Source organism: Streptomyces sp. NBC_00045 (assembly GCF_045041095.1).
Lineage (GTDB): Bacteria > Actinomycetota > Actinomycetes > Streptomycetales > Streptomycetaceae > Streptomyces.
The window spans coordinates 5,094,893-5,111,707 of sequence record NZ_CP108271.1 but is presented as its reverse complement, the minus strand read 5'-3'; the positions used below and the strand labels follow the sequence as shown (position 1 = coordinate 5,111,707).

Annotated in this window: 19 protein-coding genes and 2 pseudogenes; 12 read left to right on the top strand and 9 right to left on the bottom strand. The window is 70.4% G+C overall.

The features are described 5' to 3' along the window. Positions 1-3 precede the first annotated feature (3 nt). Positions 4-183 (top strand): hypothetical protein, encoded by a 180-nt coding sequence (locus OHA65_RS24130; RefSeq protein ID WP_327285209.1) that lies wholly within the window; start codon positions 4-6, stop codon positions 181-183. Between the two features lie 63 nt (positions 184-246). Here OHA65_RS24130 and OHA65_RS24125 read toward each other — a convergent pair whose 3' ends face one another. Next, entirely contained in the window at positions 247-660 is a 414-nt protein-coding gene (locus OHA65_RS24125; RefSeq protein ID WP_327285208.1) for a hypothetical protein, read from the bottom strand. Then, on the bottom strand, positions 653-3,091 hold the full coding sequence (locus OHA65_RS24120) for a M36 family metallopeptidase (protein WP_405762401.1): 2,439 nt from the start codon (positions 3,089-3,091) through the stop codon (positions 653-655). Before OHA65_RS24120 ends, OHA65_RS24125 begins: the two co-directional genes overlap by 8 nt. Positions 3,092-3,576: 485 nt before the next feature. Here OHA65_RS24120 and OHA65_RS24115 point away from each other — a divergent pair, with 485 nt between their 5' ends. Further along, positions 3,577-4,191 (top strand): antibiotic biosynthesis monooxygenase, encoded by a 615-nt coding sequence (locus OHA65_RS24115; protein ID WP_405762400.1) that lies wholly within the window; start codon positions 3,577-3,579, stop codon positions 4,189-4,191. Positions 4,192-4,401: 210 nt separating this feature from the next. On the opposite strand, the gene OHA65_RS24110 is transcribed toward OHA65_RS24115, so the two are convergent. Continuing rightward, complete coding sequence (locus OHA65_RS24110; protein WP_327285202.1) at positions 4,402-4,968, bottom strand: hypothetical protein; 567 nt, start codon at positions 4,966-4,968, stop codon at positions 4,402-4,404. Between the two features lie 6 nt (positions 4,969-4,974). After that, positions 4,975-5,097, bottom strand: coding sequence for a hypothetical protein (locus tag OHA65_RS24105; protein WP_327285201.1), 123 nt, complete (start codon positions 5,095-5,097; stop codon positions 4,975-4,977). A gap of 376 nt (positions 5,098-5,473) precedes the next feature. Between OHA65_RS24105 and OHA65_RS24100 the strand changes: the two are divergent. Continuing rightward, positions 5,474-5,602, top strand: a pseudogene (locus OHA65_RS24100) (type II toxin-antitoxin system prevent-host-death family antitoxin); the annotation flags it as partial. A 169-nt stretch (positions 5,603-5,771) separates the two neighbouring features. On the opposite strand, the pseudogene OHA65_RS24095 reads toward OHA65_RS24100, so the two are convergent. Further along, positions 5,772-5,963: pseudogene (locus tag OHA65_RS24095) on the bottom strand (Txe/YoeB family addiction module toxin); the annotation flags it as partial. 107 nt (positions 5,964-6,070) lie between these two features. On the opposite strand from OHA65_RS24095, the gene OHA65_RS24090 reads away from it, so the two are divergent. From OHA65_RS24090 to OHA65_RS24080, 3 genes are all read left to right on the top strand, one after another. Further along, complete coding sequence (locus OHA65_RS24090) at positions 6,071-6,652, top strand: Uma2 family endonuclease (RefSeq protein WP_327285200.1); 582 nt, start codon at positions 6,071-6,073, stop codon at positions 6,650-6,652. Between the two features lie 107 nt (positions 6,653-6,759). Then, positions 6,760-7,029 carry a type II toxin-antitoxin system Phd/YefM family antitoxin gene (locus tag OHA65_RS24085; RefSeq protein WP_007266282.1) on the top strand — a complete coding sequence of 90 codons (270 nt, stop codon included), beginning with the start codon at positions 6,760-6,762 and terminating at the stop codon, positions 7,027-7,029. Then, the gene (locus OHA65_RS24080) at positions 7,022-7,285 is read left to right on the top strand and encodes a type II toxin-antitoxin system RelE/ParE family toxin (protein WP_405762398.1); all 264 of its coding nucleotides are present in this window, start codon (positions 7,022-7,024) and stop codon (positions 7,283-7,285) included. The genes OHA65_RS24085 and OHA65_RS24080 overlap by 8 nt, the downstream gene beginning before the upstream one ends. Positions 7,286-7,407: 122 nt before the next feature. Here the strand turns inward: OHA65_RS24080 and ychF are convergent, their stop codons facing one another. Beyond that, the gene (ychF, locus tag OHA65_RS24075) at positions 7,408-8,496 is read right to left on the bottom strand and encodes a redox-regulated ATPase YchF (RefSeq protein WP_327285198.1); all 1,089 of its coding nucleotides are present in this window, start codon (positions 8,494-8,496) and stop codon (positions 7,408-7,410) included. Positions 8,497-8,631: 135 nt separating this feature from the next. Between ychF and OHA65_RS24070 the strand changes: the two genes are divergently transcribed. Beyond that, positions 8,632-9,159 carry a DUF6542 domain-containing protein gene (locus OHA65_RS24070; protein WP_327285197.1) on the top strand — a complete coding sequence of 176 codons (528 nt, stop codon included), beginning with the start codon at positions 8,632-8,634 and terminating at the stop codon, positions 9,157-9,159. A 22-nt stretch (positions 9,160-9,181) separates the two neighbouring features. On the opposite strand, the gene ppgK is transcribed toward OHA65_RS24070, so the two are convergent. Both ppgK and OHA65_RS24060 read right to left on the bottom strand, forming a co-directional pair. Continuing rightward, the gene (gene ppgK, locus OHA65_RS24065) at positions 9,182-9,928 is read right to left on the bottom strand and encodes a polyphosphate--glucose phosphotransferase (RefSeq protein ID WP_327285196.1); all 747 of its coding nucleotides are present in this window, start codon (positions 9,926-9,928) and stop codon (positions 9,182-9,184) included. 33 nt (positions 9,929-9,961) lie between these two features. Beyond that, positions 9,962-10,966: a 4-hydroxy-3-methylbut-2-enyl diphosphate reductase gene (locus OHA65_RS24060; protein ID WP_405762396.1), complete on the bottom strand. Its 1,005-nt coding sequence runs from the start codon at positions 10,964-10,966 to the stop codon at positions 9,962-9,964. An 86-nt stretch (positions 10,967-11,052) separates the two neighbouring features. On the opposite strand from OHA65_RS24060, the gene OHA65_RS24055 reads away from it, so the two are divergent. From OHA65_RS24055 to OHA65_RS24040, 4 genes are all read left to right on the top strand, one after another. After that, on the top strand, positions 11,053-12,501 hold the full coding sequence (locus tag OHA65_RS24055) for an APC family permease (protein WP_328763529.1): 1,449 nt from the start codon (positions 11,053-11,055) through the stop codon (positions 12,499-12,501). 79 nt (positions 12,502-12,580) lie between these two features. Beyond that, positions 12,581-13,840, top strand: coding sequence for an exodeoxyribonuclease VII large subunit (gene xseA, locus OHA65_RS24050; RefSeq protein WP_328763528.1), 1,260 nt, complete (start codon positions 12,581-12,583; stop codon positions 13,838-13,840). Between the two features lie 45 nt (positions 13,841-13,885). After that, positions 13,886-14,140 (top strand): exodeoxyribonuclease VII small subunit, encoded by a 255-nt coding sequence (locus OHA65_RS24045; RefSeq protein WP_405762394.1) that lies wholly within the window; start codon positions 13,886-13,888, stop codon positions 14,138-14,140. A gap of 115 nt (positions 14,141-14,255) precedes the next feature. After that, positions 14,256-14,846 (top strand): malonic semialdehyde reductase, encoded by a 591-nt coding sequence (locus OHA65_RS24040; RefSeq protein ID WP_327285191.1) that lies wholly within the window; start codon positions 14,256-14,258, stop codon positions 14,844-14,846. 122 nt (positions 14,847-14,968) lie between these two features. Here OHA65_RS24040 and OHA65_RS24035 read toward each other — a convergent pair whose 3' ends face one another. Further along, positions 14,969-15,493 (bottom strand): DUF4245 domain-containing protein, encoded by a 525-nt coding sequence (locus OHA65_RS24035; RefSeq protein WP_327285763.1) that lies wholly within the window; start codon positions 15,491-15,493, stop codon positions 14,969-14,971. A gap of 212 nt (positions 15,494-15,705) precedes the next feature. Between OHA65_RS24035 and glpX the strand changes: the two genes are divergently transcribed. Then, entirely contained in the window at positions 15,706-16,737 is a 1,032-nt protein-coding gene (gene glpX / locus OHA65_RS24030) for a class II fructose-bisphosphatase (RefSeq protein WP_327285190.1), read from the top strand. Positions 16,738-16,815 lie beyond the last annotated feature (78 nt).

Here is a 16,815-nt window from a genome sequence, read left to right as displayed (position 1 = left end):
GGCATGGCCAAGAAGCAACCGCCCCAGGACAAGGCCAACAAGCTCAAGGAGCAGGCCAAGCAGAAGTCGCAGGAAGCCAGGCAGCCGATGGACCCCATGTCCGAGGACATGGACCGGGAGGACATGGGCATGGAGATGCCCGAGGACCGCCCCCGCCCGTCGCGCTCCCCGCGCAGCTCCTAGCCCCGGCCCCGCCACCTGCCCCGACCGGCCCGGCAGGGCCGGTCGCCGGTCGGGGGGTGGTGGTCAGGGGACGGTGAGGGTCAGGGTGGCCGGGGGGCCGGTGGGGCGGGGGGCCGAGATGCGGGTGGTGCCCGGGCGGACCGCGCGGAGCTCCCATTCACGGTGGCCCGTGCCCGTCACGTTGTCGATGCGGATCAGCAGCACCGAGTCGCCCCGGGCTGTGGGTTCGGGCCCTCCCTCCGGGAGGGGCAGGCGCAGGCGGGCCGTCTGTCCGACCGCGAGCCGCCCCGTGAAGCCGTCGTCGGCGGCGGTGAGTACGCGGCCCTGCGCCGACGTCGGCGCCCCGACCCCCGTGGCACCCGTGGCTCCCGTACCGCCCGGGTCGCGGGATCCGTTCTGCGGCGGATGCGCCACCCCGCCCCCGCACCCGGTGAAGAGCGCGAGGGCGGCGAGGCACACCAGGCGTCGGTCAGCCACCGTCACGCACGTTGAACCGCAGCAGTACGTCGACCTGGTTCAGCAGCTGGTTCCGCGTCGACGCCGGGTTGTTGTAGACCGCCTCGGCGTTGGCCAGCGCCGCCCCGAAGGGGCCGGCCCCGTCGCCCCGGTCGACCGTGGCGGTCAGCGGGTCGAGCCAGCCCGGGTCGCTGATCTTGCCCGTGACGGTGACCGGGCCGTTCTCGCCGGCCGGGGGGACCGGCTGGAGGGTGACGGCCGGTGCGGCCTTCGCGACGGTGACCGTCGTCGTGTCGGTGTCGGTGTTGCCGGCGGTGTCCGTCACCCGCAACCCGACGGTGGAGACGCCGTCCTGGCCCACCGCGTCGAAGGTGGTGGTGACCCCGGTGGCGTCGTCGTACTCGCCGTCGTTGTCGAGGTCCCACTCGTACGCCGACAGGCTCCCCGACGACCCCGCGGTCCCTCGGGCGGAGCCGGAGGCGTCGAGCGTGAGGTTCTTGCCCTCGTCCATCGTGTACGAGCCGCCCGCATTCGCGGTCGGGAGGCAGGCTGCCGGGGCGGTCTCGTCGGCCGTCACGGTGTTCTGGTCGGCGCTCGACGCGGCGTTGGCTCCCATGCCGCGACCGGCGAAGATCCGCCACAGCAGGCACTGGTTGGCGCCGCCGCTGTCGGTCATGTCGGCGGCCAGGATGCCGTCGCGCGCATCGAGGTAGCTCGGCGCGGCGACGGTGTTCTTCATGCCGTCGATGACGAGCTGCTCGGTGAACGCGACCCCCTTCGCCTCTCGGATGTCGTACATCGTCGCGGCCCAGACCTCACCGTTGCGGTGCACGCCGCGGGCCGGCCGGAAGGCGCCCCACTTCTCGGTGGACGTGTCGTAGGCCTGCGTGCGGATGCCGGTGGAGGCGTTGCCGGTGACGTACTCGCCGACCACCGCGTCGCCCCACTTGAGGAAAGAGATCGTGTCGCTCCACCCCTCTCCGAGGGCGCCGGTCTGGGCGCCGCCGCCGAGGTGGCCGCCGCCGACGAGGCGACTGGAGACCCCGTGGCCGTACTCGTGCGCGATCACGTCGCCGTCGAGCGACCCGTCGCGCCACGGCCGGTCCGGCGGCTCCCACATGTACATCTGCATGCGGGGGCTGGCGCCGTCGGTGGGCGTGCCGAAGTTCGCGTTGTTCTCACACCGGACCGCGTTCGGCGGCATGGCGCCGTCCAGGCAGCCGAGGTCCCAGCCGTCCTGGGCCTCAGCCAGCACGGGGTCGTTGCCCGTGCCTCCGCGGCCGAAGTTGTTGACCTGGAAGTTGCGCGACGCCTCGTCGAAGCCCAGGCCGTAGAGGTAGTCGTGCATCACGTTGGTGTAGTAGAAGAGCTGCGTGATGACGGGGTTCACGTCCGCGTCGAGGTTGGCCTGCGTCCCGCTGGCATTGGTGCGCCAGGCGTCGCCGAACGTGTAGGTGAAGTGCTGGTAGTTCGGGTCGCCGCTGGCCGGGGACTGCGGCCGCAGGGCGTCGTTCCCGGTGTCCGGGACCGTGTTGTCGCCGTCCTCGTCCCGGTACGCGTTGGCGTTGTTGCCCTGCGTCAGCCGGTCAGTCACCCAGGAGCCGTCACGGCCGGTGAACGGCGTGACCATACGGGTGGCGCCGCTGATCTCCGGGTGCTGCGCCGTGAAGACGGTCCCCTCCGGACCGGCGTGGTGGTACCGGCTCTCGCGGCTCAGCAGCCGGCCGTCGGCGGCGTCGACCACCGTCTCGTACCAGGAGGTGCCCGAGACCTCGATGTCGGTGAGCCACGCCGGGCGCAGCTCACGCCCGCTGTCGGTGGGGAACCACACCAGCTCCGCGGTCACGTCGTTGGGCTTCGTCAGCCGTTTCGCGTAGACGTTCTTGAACTTCTGCCGGCCCTTGTCACGGTTGTCCGTGCCGGTCATCTCGCGCTGGGCCCGCGCGCCCTGGGCCTCGGCGGCGTGGTCGAGGGCCTGCTTGGCCGTCAGCTCGACGCTGCCGGCCGGTTCGGCGGTCACGACGGCGCCGCCGAGGATGACCAGGCGGCCGCGCTCGTCGACGGTGGCGGTGAGCAGCCCGCCGTGGACGCGCATGCCGTCGATGCTCTGACCGAGCGTCACCTGCCGGGCGCCGTTGTGCTTCGTGGGGTAGGAGGAGACGACGACGAGCTGTGCGGCCTGCGCGGCGGTCAGGCCGAACTCCCCGCGGTGCTCGCGTACGTACGCGAGCGCGACGTACTCGGGGGCCTGCTTGGAGGGCGGGGTCAGGTACCCGCCGGAGTTGAAGATCATCCGGGCGTGACCCGTCGCGGGATCACGTCGTACGGTCGGATCCGCGGGATCGGCGGCGCCCGGCGGCGCGGCGGCGGCCAGTCCCGGGGCCAGAGCCAGCAACAGGCTGGTGGTGGTCACCGCGGTCCACAACTGCGTGCGGAATCGCCATCTGGTCACGGCCTGAGCCTCCAAACGCCCACGCTCCCCCGAGCCTGCTGTTGAGACCGCGTGCGCTCCGTGAACATACTCAGCGAGATCCACACGTCAACGAGGCTCTCCGCCCGCCCCGCCCGGATCGCCCGCACCGGGCTACGCCCGGCGCGACGCGCAGGGCCTCGACGCTTCCTGAACTCCGCTCACCACACATCGGGCTGGCGCACCACCATGCCCTTCGCGCGGATCGCCGCCGTGGTCGACGTGGCCACTGGACGGACCCCGCGCACCGTGCCCCCACAACCCGGCCCCGGCCCGGGCCCGGAGCCCGGAGCCGGGTGCTCCGCGGGCTCCTCGTCCAGCGGCTCCGCGGGAAGCCACGAGCTCCCGGCGACGGCCCGCCCCTTCACCTGATTGCCCCCGCCGCGTTGCCCCCCGTCCGCCCTGACCATCGCATGGAGTGGGGAACACGGGCCCGCACGGGCCACCGGCAGGCAGGAAAGGGCGCTATGTACGTTCGCAGCATCTATGCAACGGGTGATCCGGCCGAGCTCGACGGGGTCGCCGAGGAGCTCCGGACCGAGGGCCGCGAGCTGCTGTCGGCACAGCCGGGCTTTCGCGGGATGGGGGTGTTCGTCGACCGCGAGATCGGCAAGCTCCTGGTGGGGTCGTGGTGGGAGGACGAGGCCTCCCGGCAGGCGAGCTACGAGAACCTGAGCGAGCGGCGGGCCGAGATGATGGCACCGTTCGCGCAGACCATGACGGTCGACAACTGGGAAGCGGCGGTCGCCCGGCGTGCGGACACCCTCGGGCCCGGCGCAGTGTTCCGGCTGGTCCGCATCGACGTCGAGCCGTCCGGCATCGACCTGCTGGTGGACACGTTCCGAGACACCTCGCTCCCCGGGGTCCAGAAGATCCCCGGACTGGCCGGCCTCTCCCTGCTCATCGACCGCGGCCGGGGCAGGGCCGCGATCGGCGCGCTCTACACCGACCGCGACGCACTCACGGCGTCCCGTGGCGCCGTCGCGGCGGTCCGCGGAGAGATCACGGCGAAGGCCCGCGTGAGCACCAGCAGCGTCGAGGAATTCGAGGTGGTCCTCGCCACGGCGGTCCCCCACGCCTGACCCGGCGCCCCTCGCAAGCCCCCACCGGACAAGGAGCCCGCGGCCCGTCCACGGTTCGAGAGCGGCCCGGAAACGAGGACTACGTCCTGGAGATCCGGGTCACCTGACCCGTCCGGAGATCGAGGGCCGGCGTACGCGGCTGAGGACCCTCGCGGACAACGAAACGGGGCGAGGCGGCTGACCTGGACGGGATGACGTTGCCTCAGAGGCTCACTTCTCCGTCTTCGGCCAGTAGAAGGAGAGGTCGATGAACGTCGGCTTCTCCTCGTCGAAGGAGTACAGCAGGGATGCGTCGATGTACGGCGTTCCCGGCGTGTGCTTCGCGGGAGACATGCCGCTGGTGGACACCACCTCCTCGTGCCCGGCCTCGCGGCCGCCGGTCCGCTGCTTGTACCAGCGGTCCACGTTCACGGTGTCCATCGACAGCTCCTTGGCCAGCTCCTTCGCGGCCCGGTAGGCGTCATCGGTGCTCATCTTCGGATAAATGATGTGCACCGACTCGACAGTGCCGGTGTCCGGGTCCGCGTCGAGCCGGAGCATGCGCTTTCCGGTGAGGTGAATTCCGCCGGAGAACGTGATGTCGTACTCGGCCGAGGAGATTTCCCAGGTACTCCGGCTCCTGCCGGACCAGTTGACGTCCGATTCGGTATGGCTGTGACTCAGGTCCCATTTCACGGAACTGGGCTCCTCCCGGGCCATGTACAGGTAACCGGGAAGAAGCAGTGCGGCCGAGACGGCCGCGAAGGTGATGACGAGGGGCCGGGCGCGGTACGGCATCCTGGATCAGCCCTCGCCGTTGAGCGTGATGCGCCGGAACTCCTTGGCGCGCTCGTTCAACGGCAGGGCGATGAGCCGCTTCGCTTCCGCCGGATTGTCGCGGAGAAGAAGTTGATAGGCAGGCAGCATGTCGTCCGAAATCCAATCCCAGCGGTCGTCGGTGCAACAGGGCGGGCAGGATGGTCTTCTGCTCCCGTGCGAGGAGATCCTGGTTCCCGTTGGAGGGGCGAGGCGTACACCTTCGGCCGAGTCCCTTTGAAGTGTCCCAGGTGGTGGGGTCGACGTCCGTCGCGATCATCGCCTTGGCCATCTGGCGGGCCATCGCCGTGTCCGAAACGTCGGCCGCGTCCGGCGTCGACTCGGCGACCGCGCTGCGGCGTGCGTACGCGTCGGACGGTCGGGTCTTGATCACGACGGAGGCGGCCTGCATGTTGAGCCCCACCCCCGGCGCCGACCGTGGCCCGAAGCTGTTGTGTGCACATGGCACACTCGGCACCCTTGAGGCATGACTCAGCCGCTGCCCATGGAGTCCATCCGCGACGTACGCGCCCACTTGGCCGAGGTCGTCGAACGGGCCGACCGCGACGACGTGCCCACTGTCATCACCCGTCGCGGCAAGCAGGTCGCCGCCGTGGCCTGACCTGCTTTCTCGCAGGTCAGGCCGTTTACCCATGTCCGATCAGACCTTGAAGCGGAACGTCGAGTGCAGAGCTCCCGCCTGCGGAAACGGCCTTTTCGAGGAGGTCATCCCAGCACCATCCCAGCACGGGAGGGCATCCCAGCACATACCGAGCACTCAGCGATCAGTAGCGATATCGGGCAGCGAGGACGACGATCTCCTTGTCCGTCACCAGGTAGGCGAGGCGGTGCTCGTCGTCGATCCGCCGCGACCACGCCCCGGGCAGGTGGTACTTCAAGGGTTCGGGCTTGCCGATCCCTGAGAACGGGTCACGCCTGACGTCCTCGATGAGCTTGTTGATCCGGGCGAGCATCTTGCCGGACGCTAGGCAGGTAGCTGGTTACAGGGTGGAAAGTTGCCGAAAATCATCCGGCTGAGATCGTTGGCTCTCCAGCCTGAGCTTCGGGCCGCTACCGTGAATCCATGACCGCACTGCCCGACTGGATGCGCCCGCCGCGCGCGGAAGGCTGGTTCGCGGAGGACCTCGACCGCCTCCCCGAGGCGCCCCGCCACACCGAGCTGATCGACGGGGCCCTCGTCTTCATGAAGGCGCCCCAGAGGTGGTGGCATGGCCACCTCGTCACGATGCTCACGGTCGCACTCATGGAGCAGGTGCCCGCCGACACCAGAGTCGGCCGCGAGATGACCATCAAGCTCGACCCGCGCAACCGTCCCGAACCGGACCTGCTGGTGACGACGGCCGACTTCGACGGTGACCGCACCTGGTTCGCACCAGAGGACGTCCAACTCGTCATCGAAGTCGTCTCCCCCGAGTCCGCCCATCGCGATCGCACAGTAAAGCTCCGCAAGTACGCGGAGGCCGGCATCCCGCACTACTGGTGCATCGAGGACGAAGACGGGGCACCCGTCGTCCACGTCTACGAGCTCGACGAACCCACCGGCGCATACGCGCCCGCCGGGATCTTCCGAGGCACCCTCCAGCGCTCCGTGCCCTTCGAGGTCAGCCTGGACCTCGACAAGCTGACACCGCCCCGAAGAAGCTGAAAAGTCAGCACCAATCCAGCACGGTACGAGTTCATCCAGCACGCGCGGGGCGCCACCAGGGATTCCAGCCATTGTGTACACATGGGACACTCGGTACCCTTGGGCGTATGACGCAGCCGCTGCCCATAGAGTCCATCCGCGACGTGCGCGCGCATTTGGCTGAGGTCGTGGAGCGCGCCGACCGCGACGACGTACCCACCGTGATCACGCGCCGCGGCAAGGAAGTCGCCGCCGTCGTCTCCATCGAGGTACTGCGCAAGTACCAGGAGTGGGAAGAGCGCGAGATCAATCGGATCATCGACGAGCGCATGGCCAACCCCGCACCCGGCATCCCGATCGAGGACATCATGAGGGAGACGCTGGCGCGCAGTGAGTGAGTACCGAACCGTCTTCCGCCCCGAGGCGCAGGCCGAGCTTCGGAAGATCCCGCGCGAGACGGCGCTGCGCATCCTGGCCAAGCTGACCGAGCTGGAAAGCGATCCGCTCGGCTTCAACACCACCGCACTCGCGTCCCAGCCGGACCGCCGGCGGCTACGGGTTGGCGACTACCGCGTCGTCTACACGATCGACAACGGGGAACTGGTGGTCTGGGTCGTTCACGTGGGGCACCGGTCCACCGTTTACGACACCTGACCACCGCTGACCACACGTCAGAACATCCAGCACGGCGACGACGAAGGGGTCGGACTCGACAGAGCCCGACCCCTTCTGACGTGCACGTTTGACTCAACGCCTAACATGCAGCAAGCGTACGGCTACACATTGAAGCGGAACTCGACCACGTCGCCGTCCTGCATCACGTAGTCCTTGCCCTCCATGCGGGCCTTGCCCTTGGCGCGGGCTTCGGCGACCGAGCCGCAGGCGACCAGGTCCGCGAAGGAGATGACCTCGGCCTTGATGAAGCCGCGCTGGAAGTCGGTGTGGATCACGCCGGCCGCCTCGGGGGCCGTGGCGCCCTGCTTGATGGTCCACGCGCGGGTTTCCTTCGGGCCTGCCGTCAGGTAGGTCTGGAGGCCCAGGGTGGCGAAGCCGACGCGGCCGAGGGTCGCCAGGCCGGGCTCGTCCTGACCGACCGACTGGAGGAGTTCGAGGGCTTCCTCGTCGTCCAGCTCGGAGAGGTCCTGCTCCAGCTTGGCGTTCAGGAAGATGGCCTCGGCCGGGGCGACCAGGGCGCTCTGCTCCGCCTTGAAGGCGTCGTCGACGAGCTCGTCCTCGTCCACGTTGAAGACGTAGAGGAACGGCTTGGTGGTCAGCAGGTGCAGCTCGTGGAGGAGGTCGCCCTGCTCCGTGCCCTTGGTGATGCCCTTCGAGAAGAGGGTGTCGCCCGCTTCGAGGATCTTCTTGGCCTCGACGACGGCCGCGAGGACCGCGACCTTCTCCTTCTGGAGGCGGGACTCCTTCGTCAGGCGCGGTTCGGCCTTCTCGATGGACTGGAGGTCGGCGAGGATCAGCTCGGTGTTGATCGTCTCGATGTCGTCCTTCGGCGAGACCTTGCCGTCGACGTGTACGACGTTCTCGTCCTTGAAGGCGCGGATGACCTGGCAGATCGCGTCCGACTCGCGGATGTTCGCGAGGAACTTGTTGCCCAGGCCCTCGCCCTCCGAGGCGCCGCGCACGATGCCCGCGATGTCGACGAAGTCGACCGTCGCCGGGAGGACGCGCTGCGAGCCGAAGATTCCGGCGAGGACGGCCAGGCGCGAGTCCGGGACGCCGACGACGCCGACGTTCGGCTCGATGGTGGCGAACGGGTAGTTGGCCGCCAGCACGTCGTTCTTGGTCAGGGCGTTGAACAGGGTCGACTTGCCGACATTCGGCAGGCCGACGATTCCGATCGTGAGCGACACGTTGGCGACTTCCCGTAGCTGGAGGGGGCGGCGGCCCGGGAGTGGGCCACCGGACAGTTTACTTTCCGATGAGTGGCAGTCGTTGTACGCGTGTCCCCACACCGATACCGCGCTCGGCCCGCCTAGCTTTGTGGGGTGGAGCAACACAAGACGCGTTCGGTGGATCACCCGCAGCGACAGCAGCCGGAGCGGGCGCAGCAGCGGCGCCCGGCCCAGCCCATCGGCGGTGTGCCCGCCCAGGGCGGGCGGCCACGGCCCGTGCCGGCCCGCCGGATGCCGCGGCCCCGGCTGACCGGGCTCGGCGGCGGGCTGTTCGCCAGCGTCGCGATGACCCTGGCCGGCGGGATCGCCTGGCTCCTCTTCAGCGGCTCGCTGCTCGCGTACGGGCTGCTCTTCCTGCCGGTCGCGGCCGCCACGGCCCTCTGGGTGCGCCCCGCCGACCTGATCACCGCGCCGATCTCCGCCCCGATCGCCTTCGCCGCCGGAGTCTGGCCCGTTGCGGGCGGCTCCGGCGGCTTCGGCGCGCAGCTCATGGGCATCGTGTCCGCCCTGTCGCTGCACGCCGGCTGGCTGTACGGAGGAACCCTCGTCTCGGCGCTGATCGTCGTCGTACGGAAGGCCGTGCTGATCTCCCGGCGCAGGCTCCCCCGCCGGACCGCCTAGCCGGACCGCTTGGCCGGACCGCCTAACGCGCCGGACCCCGCGCCGCCATCGCCGCCCCCACGATGCCCGCGTTGTTCTGGAGCTTCGCCGGGACGATCTCGGCCCGGACGCCCTCGATGAGCGGGAGGAACTTCTCCGGCTTGCGGCTGACCCCGCCGCCGATGATGAAGAGGTCCGGGGAGAAGAGCATCTCCACGTGCTCCAGGTACCTCTGCACCCGGTGCGCCCAGCGCTCCCAGGTGAGTTCCCCGTCCTCCTTGGCCTTGACCGACGCCCGCTTCTCCGCGTCGTGGCCCTTCAGCTCCAGGTGGCCGAGCTCCGAGTTCGGGACCAGGTGGCCGTCCGTGAACAGGGCGCTGCCGATGCCCGTGCCCAGCGTCAGCATGATCACCGTTCCGCCGCGGCCCCGGCCTGCGCCGTAGGTCATCTCCGCGATGCCGGCGGCGTCCGCGTCGTTGAGGACGGTGACGGGCCGGCCGCCGAGCCGCTTCGACAGCAGGGTCGCGGTGTCGACGCCGATCCAGCCCTTGTCCATGTTGGCCGCCGTGCGGGTGACGCCGCCTGTGACGACTCCGGGGAACGTCACTCCCACCGGCCCGTCCCAGTCGAAGTGGTTCACCACCTCGACGACGCAGCCGGCCACCCCGTCGGGGGTGGCCGGCTGCGGTGTCAGTACCTTGTGGCGCTCCTGCGCCAGCTCGCCACGGTCCAGGTCCGCGGGAGCGCCCTTGATCCCGGAACCACCGATGTCCACGCCGAAGATCTGCATGGAAACACCGTAGGGAACTTCGCGGGCTCGGGCCTACTTCTCGGCGACGAGGGCGGCCGCTTCCGCGCGCAGGTCGCGGCGCAGCTCCTTCGGCAGGGAGAAGACGATCGACTCCTCGGCGGTCTTGACGATCTCCACGTCCGCGTAGCCGCGGGCCGCCAGCCACTCCAGGACCTCTTCGACCAGGACCTCCGGCACGGAGGCGCCCGAGGTCAGGCCGACCGTGGTGACGCCCTCCAGCCAGGCCTCGTCGATCTCGCTCGCGAAGTCGACGAGGTACGCGGCGCGGGCACCGGCGTCGAGGGCGACCTCGACCAGCCGGATCGAGTTCGAGGAGTTCTTGGAGCCGACGACGATGACCAGGTCGGAGTCGGAGCCCATGACCTTGACCGCGGCCTGGCGGTTCGAGGTGGCGTAGCAGATGTCGTCGCTCGGCGGGGAGACCAGCAGCGGGAACTTGGTCTTCAGCGCGTCGACGGTCTCCATGGTCTCGTCGACCGAGAGGGTGGTCTGGGAGAGCCAGACGACCTTCGACTCGTCGCGGACCTCGACCTTCGCGACGTCCTCGGGGCCGTCCACGATCGTGATGTGGTCCGGGGCCTCGCCGGAGGTGCCGATGACCTCCTCGTGGCCCTCGTGGCCGATGAGGAGGATGTCGAAGTCCTCGTTCGCGTACCGGATGGCTTCCTTGTGCACCTTCGTGACCAGCGGGCAGGTCGCGTCGATCGTCGCGAGCTTGCCGGCCGCCGCCTCCTCGTGCACCACGGGCGCCACGCCGTGCGCGGAGAACATCACGATGGAGCCCTCGGGCACCTCTTCCGTCCGCTCGACGAAGATGGCGCCCTTCTTCTCCAGCGTCTGGACGACGTACTTGTTGTGCACGATCTCGTGCCGGACGTAGACCGGCGCACCGTACTGCTCAAGAGCCTTCTCGACGGCGATCACGGCTCGGTCAACGCCTGCGCAGTAGCCGCGCGGGGCGGCGAGCAGGACGCGTCGGGAAGCGGGAGCAGGGGCGGCAGCAGTCATGCGGTCCATCGTACGGGGGTCTCCAGGAGGCCGGGCGTCGCCCGTTCGGCACAGACTGGGTCGAACGTGCGAACCGACCGCCCCCCGGAGGAACGATGGCGTCCGTGACGGACCCCGGTACGACGCCGGGGCCCGCCCTCCGGCGGAGCCTCGGCTTCCGGGACCTGGTCGTGTACGGGCTCCTCTTCATCGCTCCCATGGCCCCGGTCGGCGTCTTCGGCACCCTCGACGCGAAATCGCACGGCGCCGTCGCGCTCGTCTACCTCTTCGCGACCATCGCGATGGCCTTCACGGCGTTCTCGTACGCGCAGATGGTCCAGGTGGCCCCGCAGGCCGGGTCGGTCTTCACGTACGCGCGCAAGGGGCTCGGCGAGGGCGCCGGCCTGATCGCCGGCTGGATGGCGATGCTCGACTACCTGCTGATCCCTGCGGTCGCGTACCTGTTCTCCGGAATCGCGATGAACGCGCTGGTCCCGGAGGTCTCCCGGTGGGTGTGGACGGCGCTGGCCGTGCTGGTGACCACCGCCTTGAACCTGTGGGGCGTACGGGCGGCCGCGCGCGTGGGCTTCGCCGTGCTGGCCATGGAGATCGCGGTGCTGCTCGTGTTCGTGGCGGCCGCGGTGACGGTGCTCGTCCAAGGCGGGGCGCAGCGCGGCTGGCTCTCACCGCTGACTGGGGACGGCTCCCTGGGCTTCTCCCTCGCGGCCGTCCTGGGCGCGGTGTCTGTGGCGGTCCTGTCGTACCTCGGCTTCGACGCGATCGCCTCCTTCGCGGAGGAGGTGACGGGGGGCTCGGCGCGGGTGGCGCGCGCGGTGCTGTTGTGCCTGGCGCTGGCCGGGGTCCTGTTCATCGCGCAGAGCTACCTGGCGGCGCTGCTGATGCCGGTGTCCTCGGCGGAGCTGGCGGCCGATCCGGCGCAGCAGGGGCCGGCCTTCTACGACGCGGTGGAGTCCTCGGTCGGTCCTTGGCTGCACGACCTGGTCGCGGTCAGCAAGGCGGTCGGGGCGGCCTTCGCGGCACTGGCCGGGCAGGCGGCGGCGGGCCGGCTGGTGTTCGCGATGGCCCGGGAGCGGCGGCTGCCGGGGGCGCTCGCGCGCACCTCGGACGGGACCCCGCGGCCGGCGCTGCTGGTGGCGGCGACGATCACGCTGATCGCGGCGGTGTGGGCGGCCCGCCGCGACGACGGGCTCGACCAGCTGGTCTCGGTGGTGGACGTCGGCGCGCTCGTGGCGTTCACGCTGCTGCACGCCTCGGTGGTCGGCTGGTTCGTGGTGAAGCGCGGGGCGGGCGAGCCGATCTGGTGGAAGCACCTGCTGCTCCCGCTGCTGGGGGCAGCGGTGACGGTCGCGGTGATCGTGGAGGCGGCCCCCGCGGCGCAGGTGGTCGGCGCGGTCTGGCTGGCGGTGGGCCTGTGCGTCCTGTACGCCCAGCGGAGCCGCCACCCCGGCCCCGGCGACCCCGGCACCCCCGGCATCACCAGCGACCCCGGCGACCCCGGCAGCCCCAGCGACCCCGGCAGCCCCAGCGGCCCGCCCACCGCGTAGCCTCCGATCCGCCCACCGCGATTGCGACACCATCGCCGCACCCTGAGACGCTGTCAGCGCGGGCGGATAGCCTGCGCACATGGGTCTGAATACGTCGGCTGACGCGCCGCTGCCGGTCGGCCAGGTGTCCCGGCTCATCGGGGGCTGGGTCGACAGGCTCGGCCAGGTGTGGGTGGAGGGGCAGATCACGCAGCTCTCGCGGCGGCCGGGGGCGGGGGTGGTCTTCCTGACGCTGCGCGATCCGTCGCACGACATCTCGCTCAGCGTGACCTGCTACCGCCAGGTCTTCGACGAGGTCGCGGACGCAGTGACGGAGGGCGCGCGGGTCGTCGTGCTGGCCAAGCCGGAGTGGTACGCCCCGCGCGGGCAGCTGTCGCTGCGGGCGACCGAGATACGGCCCGTCGGCATCGGCGAGCTCCTCGCGCGGCTGGAGAAGCTCAAGCGGTCGCTCGCCTCCGAGGGGCTGTTCGCGCTGGACCGCAAGAAGCCGCTGCCGTTCCTGCCGCAGCTGATCGGGCTGGTGGTGGGGCGGGCCTCGGCCGCCGAACGCGACGTGCTGGAGAACGCCCGGCGACGCTGGCCGGCGGTCCGCTTCGAGGTACGGAACGTCGCGGTCCAGGGGGTGCACGCGGTGCCCCAGGTGATCCAGGCGGTCAAGGAGCTCGACGCCCTCGACGAGGTCGACGTGATCATCGTGGCGCGCGGCGGCGGCAGCGTGGAGGACCTGCTGCCGTTCTCCGACGAGGAGGTCGTACGGACGGTCGCGGCGGCCCGTACGCCGGTCGTGTCGGCGATCGGGCACGAGCCGGACTCCCCGCTGCTGGACCTGGTCGCGGACGTGCGGGCCTCCACGCCGACGGACGCGGCGAAGAAGGTGGTCCCGGACGTCGGCGAGGAGCTGGAGCGGGTGCGCCAACTGCAGGGCAGGGGGCTGCGGGCGGTACGCGGGCTGCTCGACCGGGAGGAGCGCGGTCTGGCGCACGCCCTCGCACGGCCGGTCTTCGTCCATCCGCAGCGGATGGTGGAGACCCGCGAGGCCGAGCTGGAGGCCCTGATGGGCCGTACCCGGCGGACGCTGGGGCACCTGTTGGACCGGGCCGATTCGGAGCTGGACCACACCCTGGCCCGGGTGGTGGCGCTGTCCCCGGCGGCGACGCTGGAGCGGGGGTACGCCGTGCTCCAGCGGGCGGACGGGCACGTGGTGCGCTCGCCGGAGGACGTCTCGGCGGACGAAGTGCTGCGGGCACGGGTGGCGGAGGGCGAGTTCTCCGTACGGGTCACCGGGCCGGACACCCGCCCGCACACCGGGCCGGACACCGCGCAGCGCGACGGCGAGTGAGCCGCACACACATTCGATGAACTGCACACACAAGGTGGGACGGGAATGGCGGAGACCGATACCTCGTTGGGGTACGAGCAGGCCCGGGACGAACTCATCGAGGTCGTCCGCAAGCTGGAGGCCGGCGGTACCTCCCTTGAGGACTCCCTCGCGCTCTGGGAGCGCGGCGAGGAGCTCGCCCAGGTCTGCCGGCACTGGCTGGAAGGTGCCCGCGCGCGGCTCGACTCCGCGCTGGCGGCCCGCGAAGCGGGGGCCGACGCGGGCGACGGGGGCGGCAGGGGTGGCGCGCCGGACGCCTGAGCGGACGGGCCGCGCGTGATCCGAGTCACCCTCAAGCCGATTTAGTTGAATATTCTACGACTTTGGGGTTAAAGTCGAGCCATCGCTTCACCTCCGTATGGAAGAAGGCTTTCCGATGTCTCTCGTTCTTGACTCCGCCGCCCAGGACCTGCTGTTCCGCGAGGCCCGCACCGCCAACTCGTTCTCCGACGAGCCGGTGACCGAGGAGCAGGTCCAGGCGATCTACGACCTGGTCAAGTACGGCCCCACCGCCTTCAACTCGACGCCGCTGCGCATCACGCTGGTCCGCTCCCCCGAGGCCCGCGAGCGCCTCGTGAAGCTCATGGCCGAGGGCAACCAGACCAAGACCGCCTCCGCGCCGCTCGTCGCGATCCTCTCCGCGGACAACGAGTTCCACGAGGAGCTCCCGGCCCTGCTCCCGCACTTCCCGCAGGCCAAGGACGCCTTCTTCAGCGAGCGCCCGGTCCGCGAGCAGGCGGCGCTGATGAACGCCGCCCTGCAGGCCGCGTACTTCATCGTCGGCGTCCGCGCCGCCGGTCTGGCCGCGGGCCCGATGGGCGGCCTGGACTTCGCGGGCGTCCAGAAGGAGTTCCTGGACGACGACCACACCCCGCTGATGGTCGTCAACATCGGCAAGCCGGGCGAGGACGCGTGGTTCCCCCGCGGCCCGCGCCTGAGCTTCGACGAGGTCATCACCACCGTCTGAGTCCGCGTCCGAGTCCGGACAGACATGCGAGAAGGCCGCTCCCCGGGATCCCGGGGAGCGGCCTTCTCGTATGTCACCGTCGTATGTCACCGTCGGCGCACGTCGCGTGCGTCAGCGCCGGCTCACTGCTGCGCGCCCTGCTTGAACTCCAGCGCCGCCGCCATCTTGCCCAGGTCCTCGAACGTGGCCGTGCCGGTCACCACCGTGGCGTAGCCCTGCTCCTGGCGGACGAGGGCGTCGTACTTCTCGCCCTCCCAGCGCTCCCATGCCAGGTCTCCGACCTGCTGCGTCTGCCCCGTGGCCTTGGCCTGACGGGTGACGGCCGCCAGGTGCTTGCCCGAGGCGTCGCTGGACTGCTCGATCGCGACGTACTGCTCCTGCGGGTCCAGGAAGCCCAGGTGCCAGGCGTTCGCGGCCTTGCGGTCGAACGTCACCGAGGTCGCCCGCCACTCGGCCGGGAGCCCCACGGGTGCGGCCACCGGATACGGCGCCGCGCGCCGCGCCGTGAGCGTCTCCACCCGGTAGTCGACCACTCGTGTCGGATCGGCGTTCTCGTCATGTGGGACGAAGATGTAGATCCCAGCGACGACGACACCGATCACCGCCAGCGACCGGACCATGTCCCAGACCGTCTGCTTGCCCTTCATACCTGCCACGCCACCATCGTCCCCCATGGCCGGGAGCGATCTCCGGCGGGGTCGGCGCGGCGACCGCGCCGGTCCGCAAGATGCCCCCTCACGCCAACCGCCTGACCGATATGCCGCTCATACGTGACCCGGTCTGCTCAATTTGTCGACGTGACGATAGAGTTCCAGCACCCTCACTTCCCGGCCGTCGCCGTACAGAAAGGTGCGCTCCGATGACCGAGCACAACCTGCCGCCCCAGCTCGAAGTCTCTCCGGAGGCCCCCGACCGCAACCTGGCCCTGGAACTCGTCCGAGTGACCGAGGCCGCCGCCCTGGCCGCGGGCCGGTGGGTCGGGCGCGGCGACAAGCTCGGCGCCGACGGCGCCGCGGTCAACGCGATGCGGACCCTGATCTCCACCGTCTCGATGAACGGCGTGGTCGTCATCGGCGAGGGCGAGAAGGACGAAGCCCCCATGCTGTTCAACGGCGAGCGGGTCGGCGACGGCACCGGCGCCGAGGTCGACATCGCCGTGGACCCGATCGACGGCACCACCCTGAACGCCAAGGGCATGCCGAACGCCATCGCCGTGCTCGCCGCCGCCGACCGGGGCACCATGTTCGACCCGTCCGCGGTCTTCTACATGGAGAAGCTGGTCACCGGGCCGGAGGCCGCCGACTTCGTCGACATCAACGCCCCGGTGTCCGTCAACATCCGGCGCGTCGCCAAGGCCAAGGGCATGGCCGTGGAGGACGTCACCGTGGTCATCCTGGACCGCCCCCGCCACGAGGGCATCGTCAAGGAGATCCGCGAGACCGGCGCCCGCATCAAGTTCATCTCGGACGGCGACGTCGCCGGGTCGGTCATGGCCGTCCGCGAGGGCACCGGTGTGGACCTGCTCCTCGGCATCGGCGGCACCCCCGAGGGCATCATCTCGGCCTGCGCCATCAAGTGCCTCGGCGGCACGATCCAGGGCAAGCTGTGGCCGAAGGACGAGGCCGAACGCCAGAAGGCCATCGACGCGGGCCACGACCTGGACCGGGTCCTGCACACCAACGACCTGGTGTCGGGCGAGAACGTCTTCTTCGTCGCCACCGGCATCACGGACGGCGAGCTGCTGCGCGGCGTGCACTACCGCGCGGAGACCGCGACCACGTCCTCGCTGGTCATGCGCTCGAAGTCGGGCACGATCCGGCAGATCGACTCGACCCACCGCCTGTCGAAGCTGCGCGCCTACAGCGCGATCGACTTCGACCGCGCCCAGTAGGAGCGGGCCGGCCGGCGGCCGGCACGACGAGAGGGGCGTCACCGCGTGCGGCGGTGGCGCCCCTCCCGTTTGCCTGCG

Excerpts from the sequence above, each read along its gene's own strand:
- OHA65_RS24130 (WP_327285209.1), top strand. The coding sequence starts at position 4 with ATGGCCAAGAAGCAACCGCCCCAGGACAAGGCCAACAAGCTCAAGGAG.
- OHA65_RS24115 (WP_405762400.1), top strand. The coding sequence starts at position 3,577 with ATGTACGTTCGCAGCATCTATGCAACGGGTGATCCGGCCGAGCTCGAC.
- OHA65_RS24110 (WP_327285202.1), bottom strand. The coding sequence starts at position 4,968 with ATGCCGTACCGCGCCCGGCCCCTCGTCATCACCTTCGCGGCCGTCTCG.
- OHA65_RS24105 (WP_327285201.1), bottom strand. The coding sequence starts at position 5,097 with ATGCTGCCTGCCTATCAACTTCTTCTCCGCGACAATCCGGCGGAAGCG.
- OHA65_RS24090 (WP_327285200.1), top strand. The coding sequence starts at position 6,071 with ATGACCGCACTGCCCGACTGGATGCGCCCGCCGCGCGCGGAAGGCTGG.
- OHA65_RS24085 (WP_007266282.1), top strand. The coding sequence starts at position 6,760 with ATGACGCAGCCGCTGCCCATAGAGTCCATCCGCGACGTGCGCGCGCAT.
- ppgK (WP_327285196.1), bottom strand. The coding sequence starts at position 9,928 with ATGCAGATCTTCGGCGTGGACATCGGTGGTTCCGGGATCAAGGGCGCT.
- OHA65_RS24060 (WP_405762396.1), bottom strand. The coding sequence starts at position 10,966 with ATGGACCGCATGACTGCTGCCGCCCCTGCTCCCGCTTCCCGACGCGTC.
- OHA65_RS24055 (WP_328763529.1), top strand. The coding sequence starts at position 11,053 with ATGGCGTCCGTGACGGACCCCGGTACGACGCCGGGGCCCGCCCTCCGG.
- xseA (WP_328763528.1), top strand. The coding sequence starts at position 12,581 with ATGGGTCTGAATACGTCGGCTGACGCGCCGCTGCCGGTCGGCCAGGTG.
- OHA65_RS24045 (WP_405762394.1), top strand. The coding sequence starts at position 13,886 with ATGGCGGAGACCGATACCTCGTTGGGGTACGAGCAGGCCCGGGACGAA.
- OHA65_RS24040 (WP_327285191.1), top strand. The coding sequence starts at position 14,256 with ATGTCTCTCGTTCTTGACTCCGCCGCCCAGGACCTGCTGTTCCGCGAG.
- OHA65_RS24035 (WP_327285763.1), bottom strand. The coding sequence starts at position 15,493 with ATGAAGGGCAAGCAGACGGTCTGGGACATGGTCCGGTCGCTGGCGGTG.
- glpX (WP_327285190.1), top strand. The coding sequence starts at position 15,706 with ATGACCGAGCACAACCTGCCGCCCCAGCTCGAAGTCTCTCCGGAGGCC.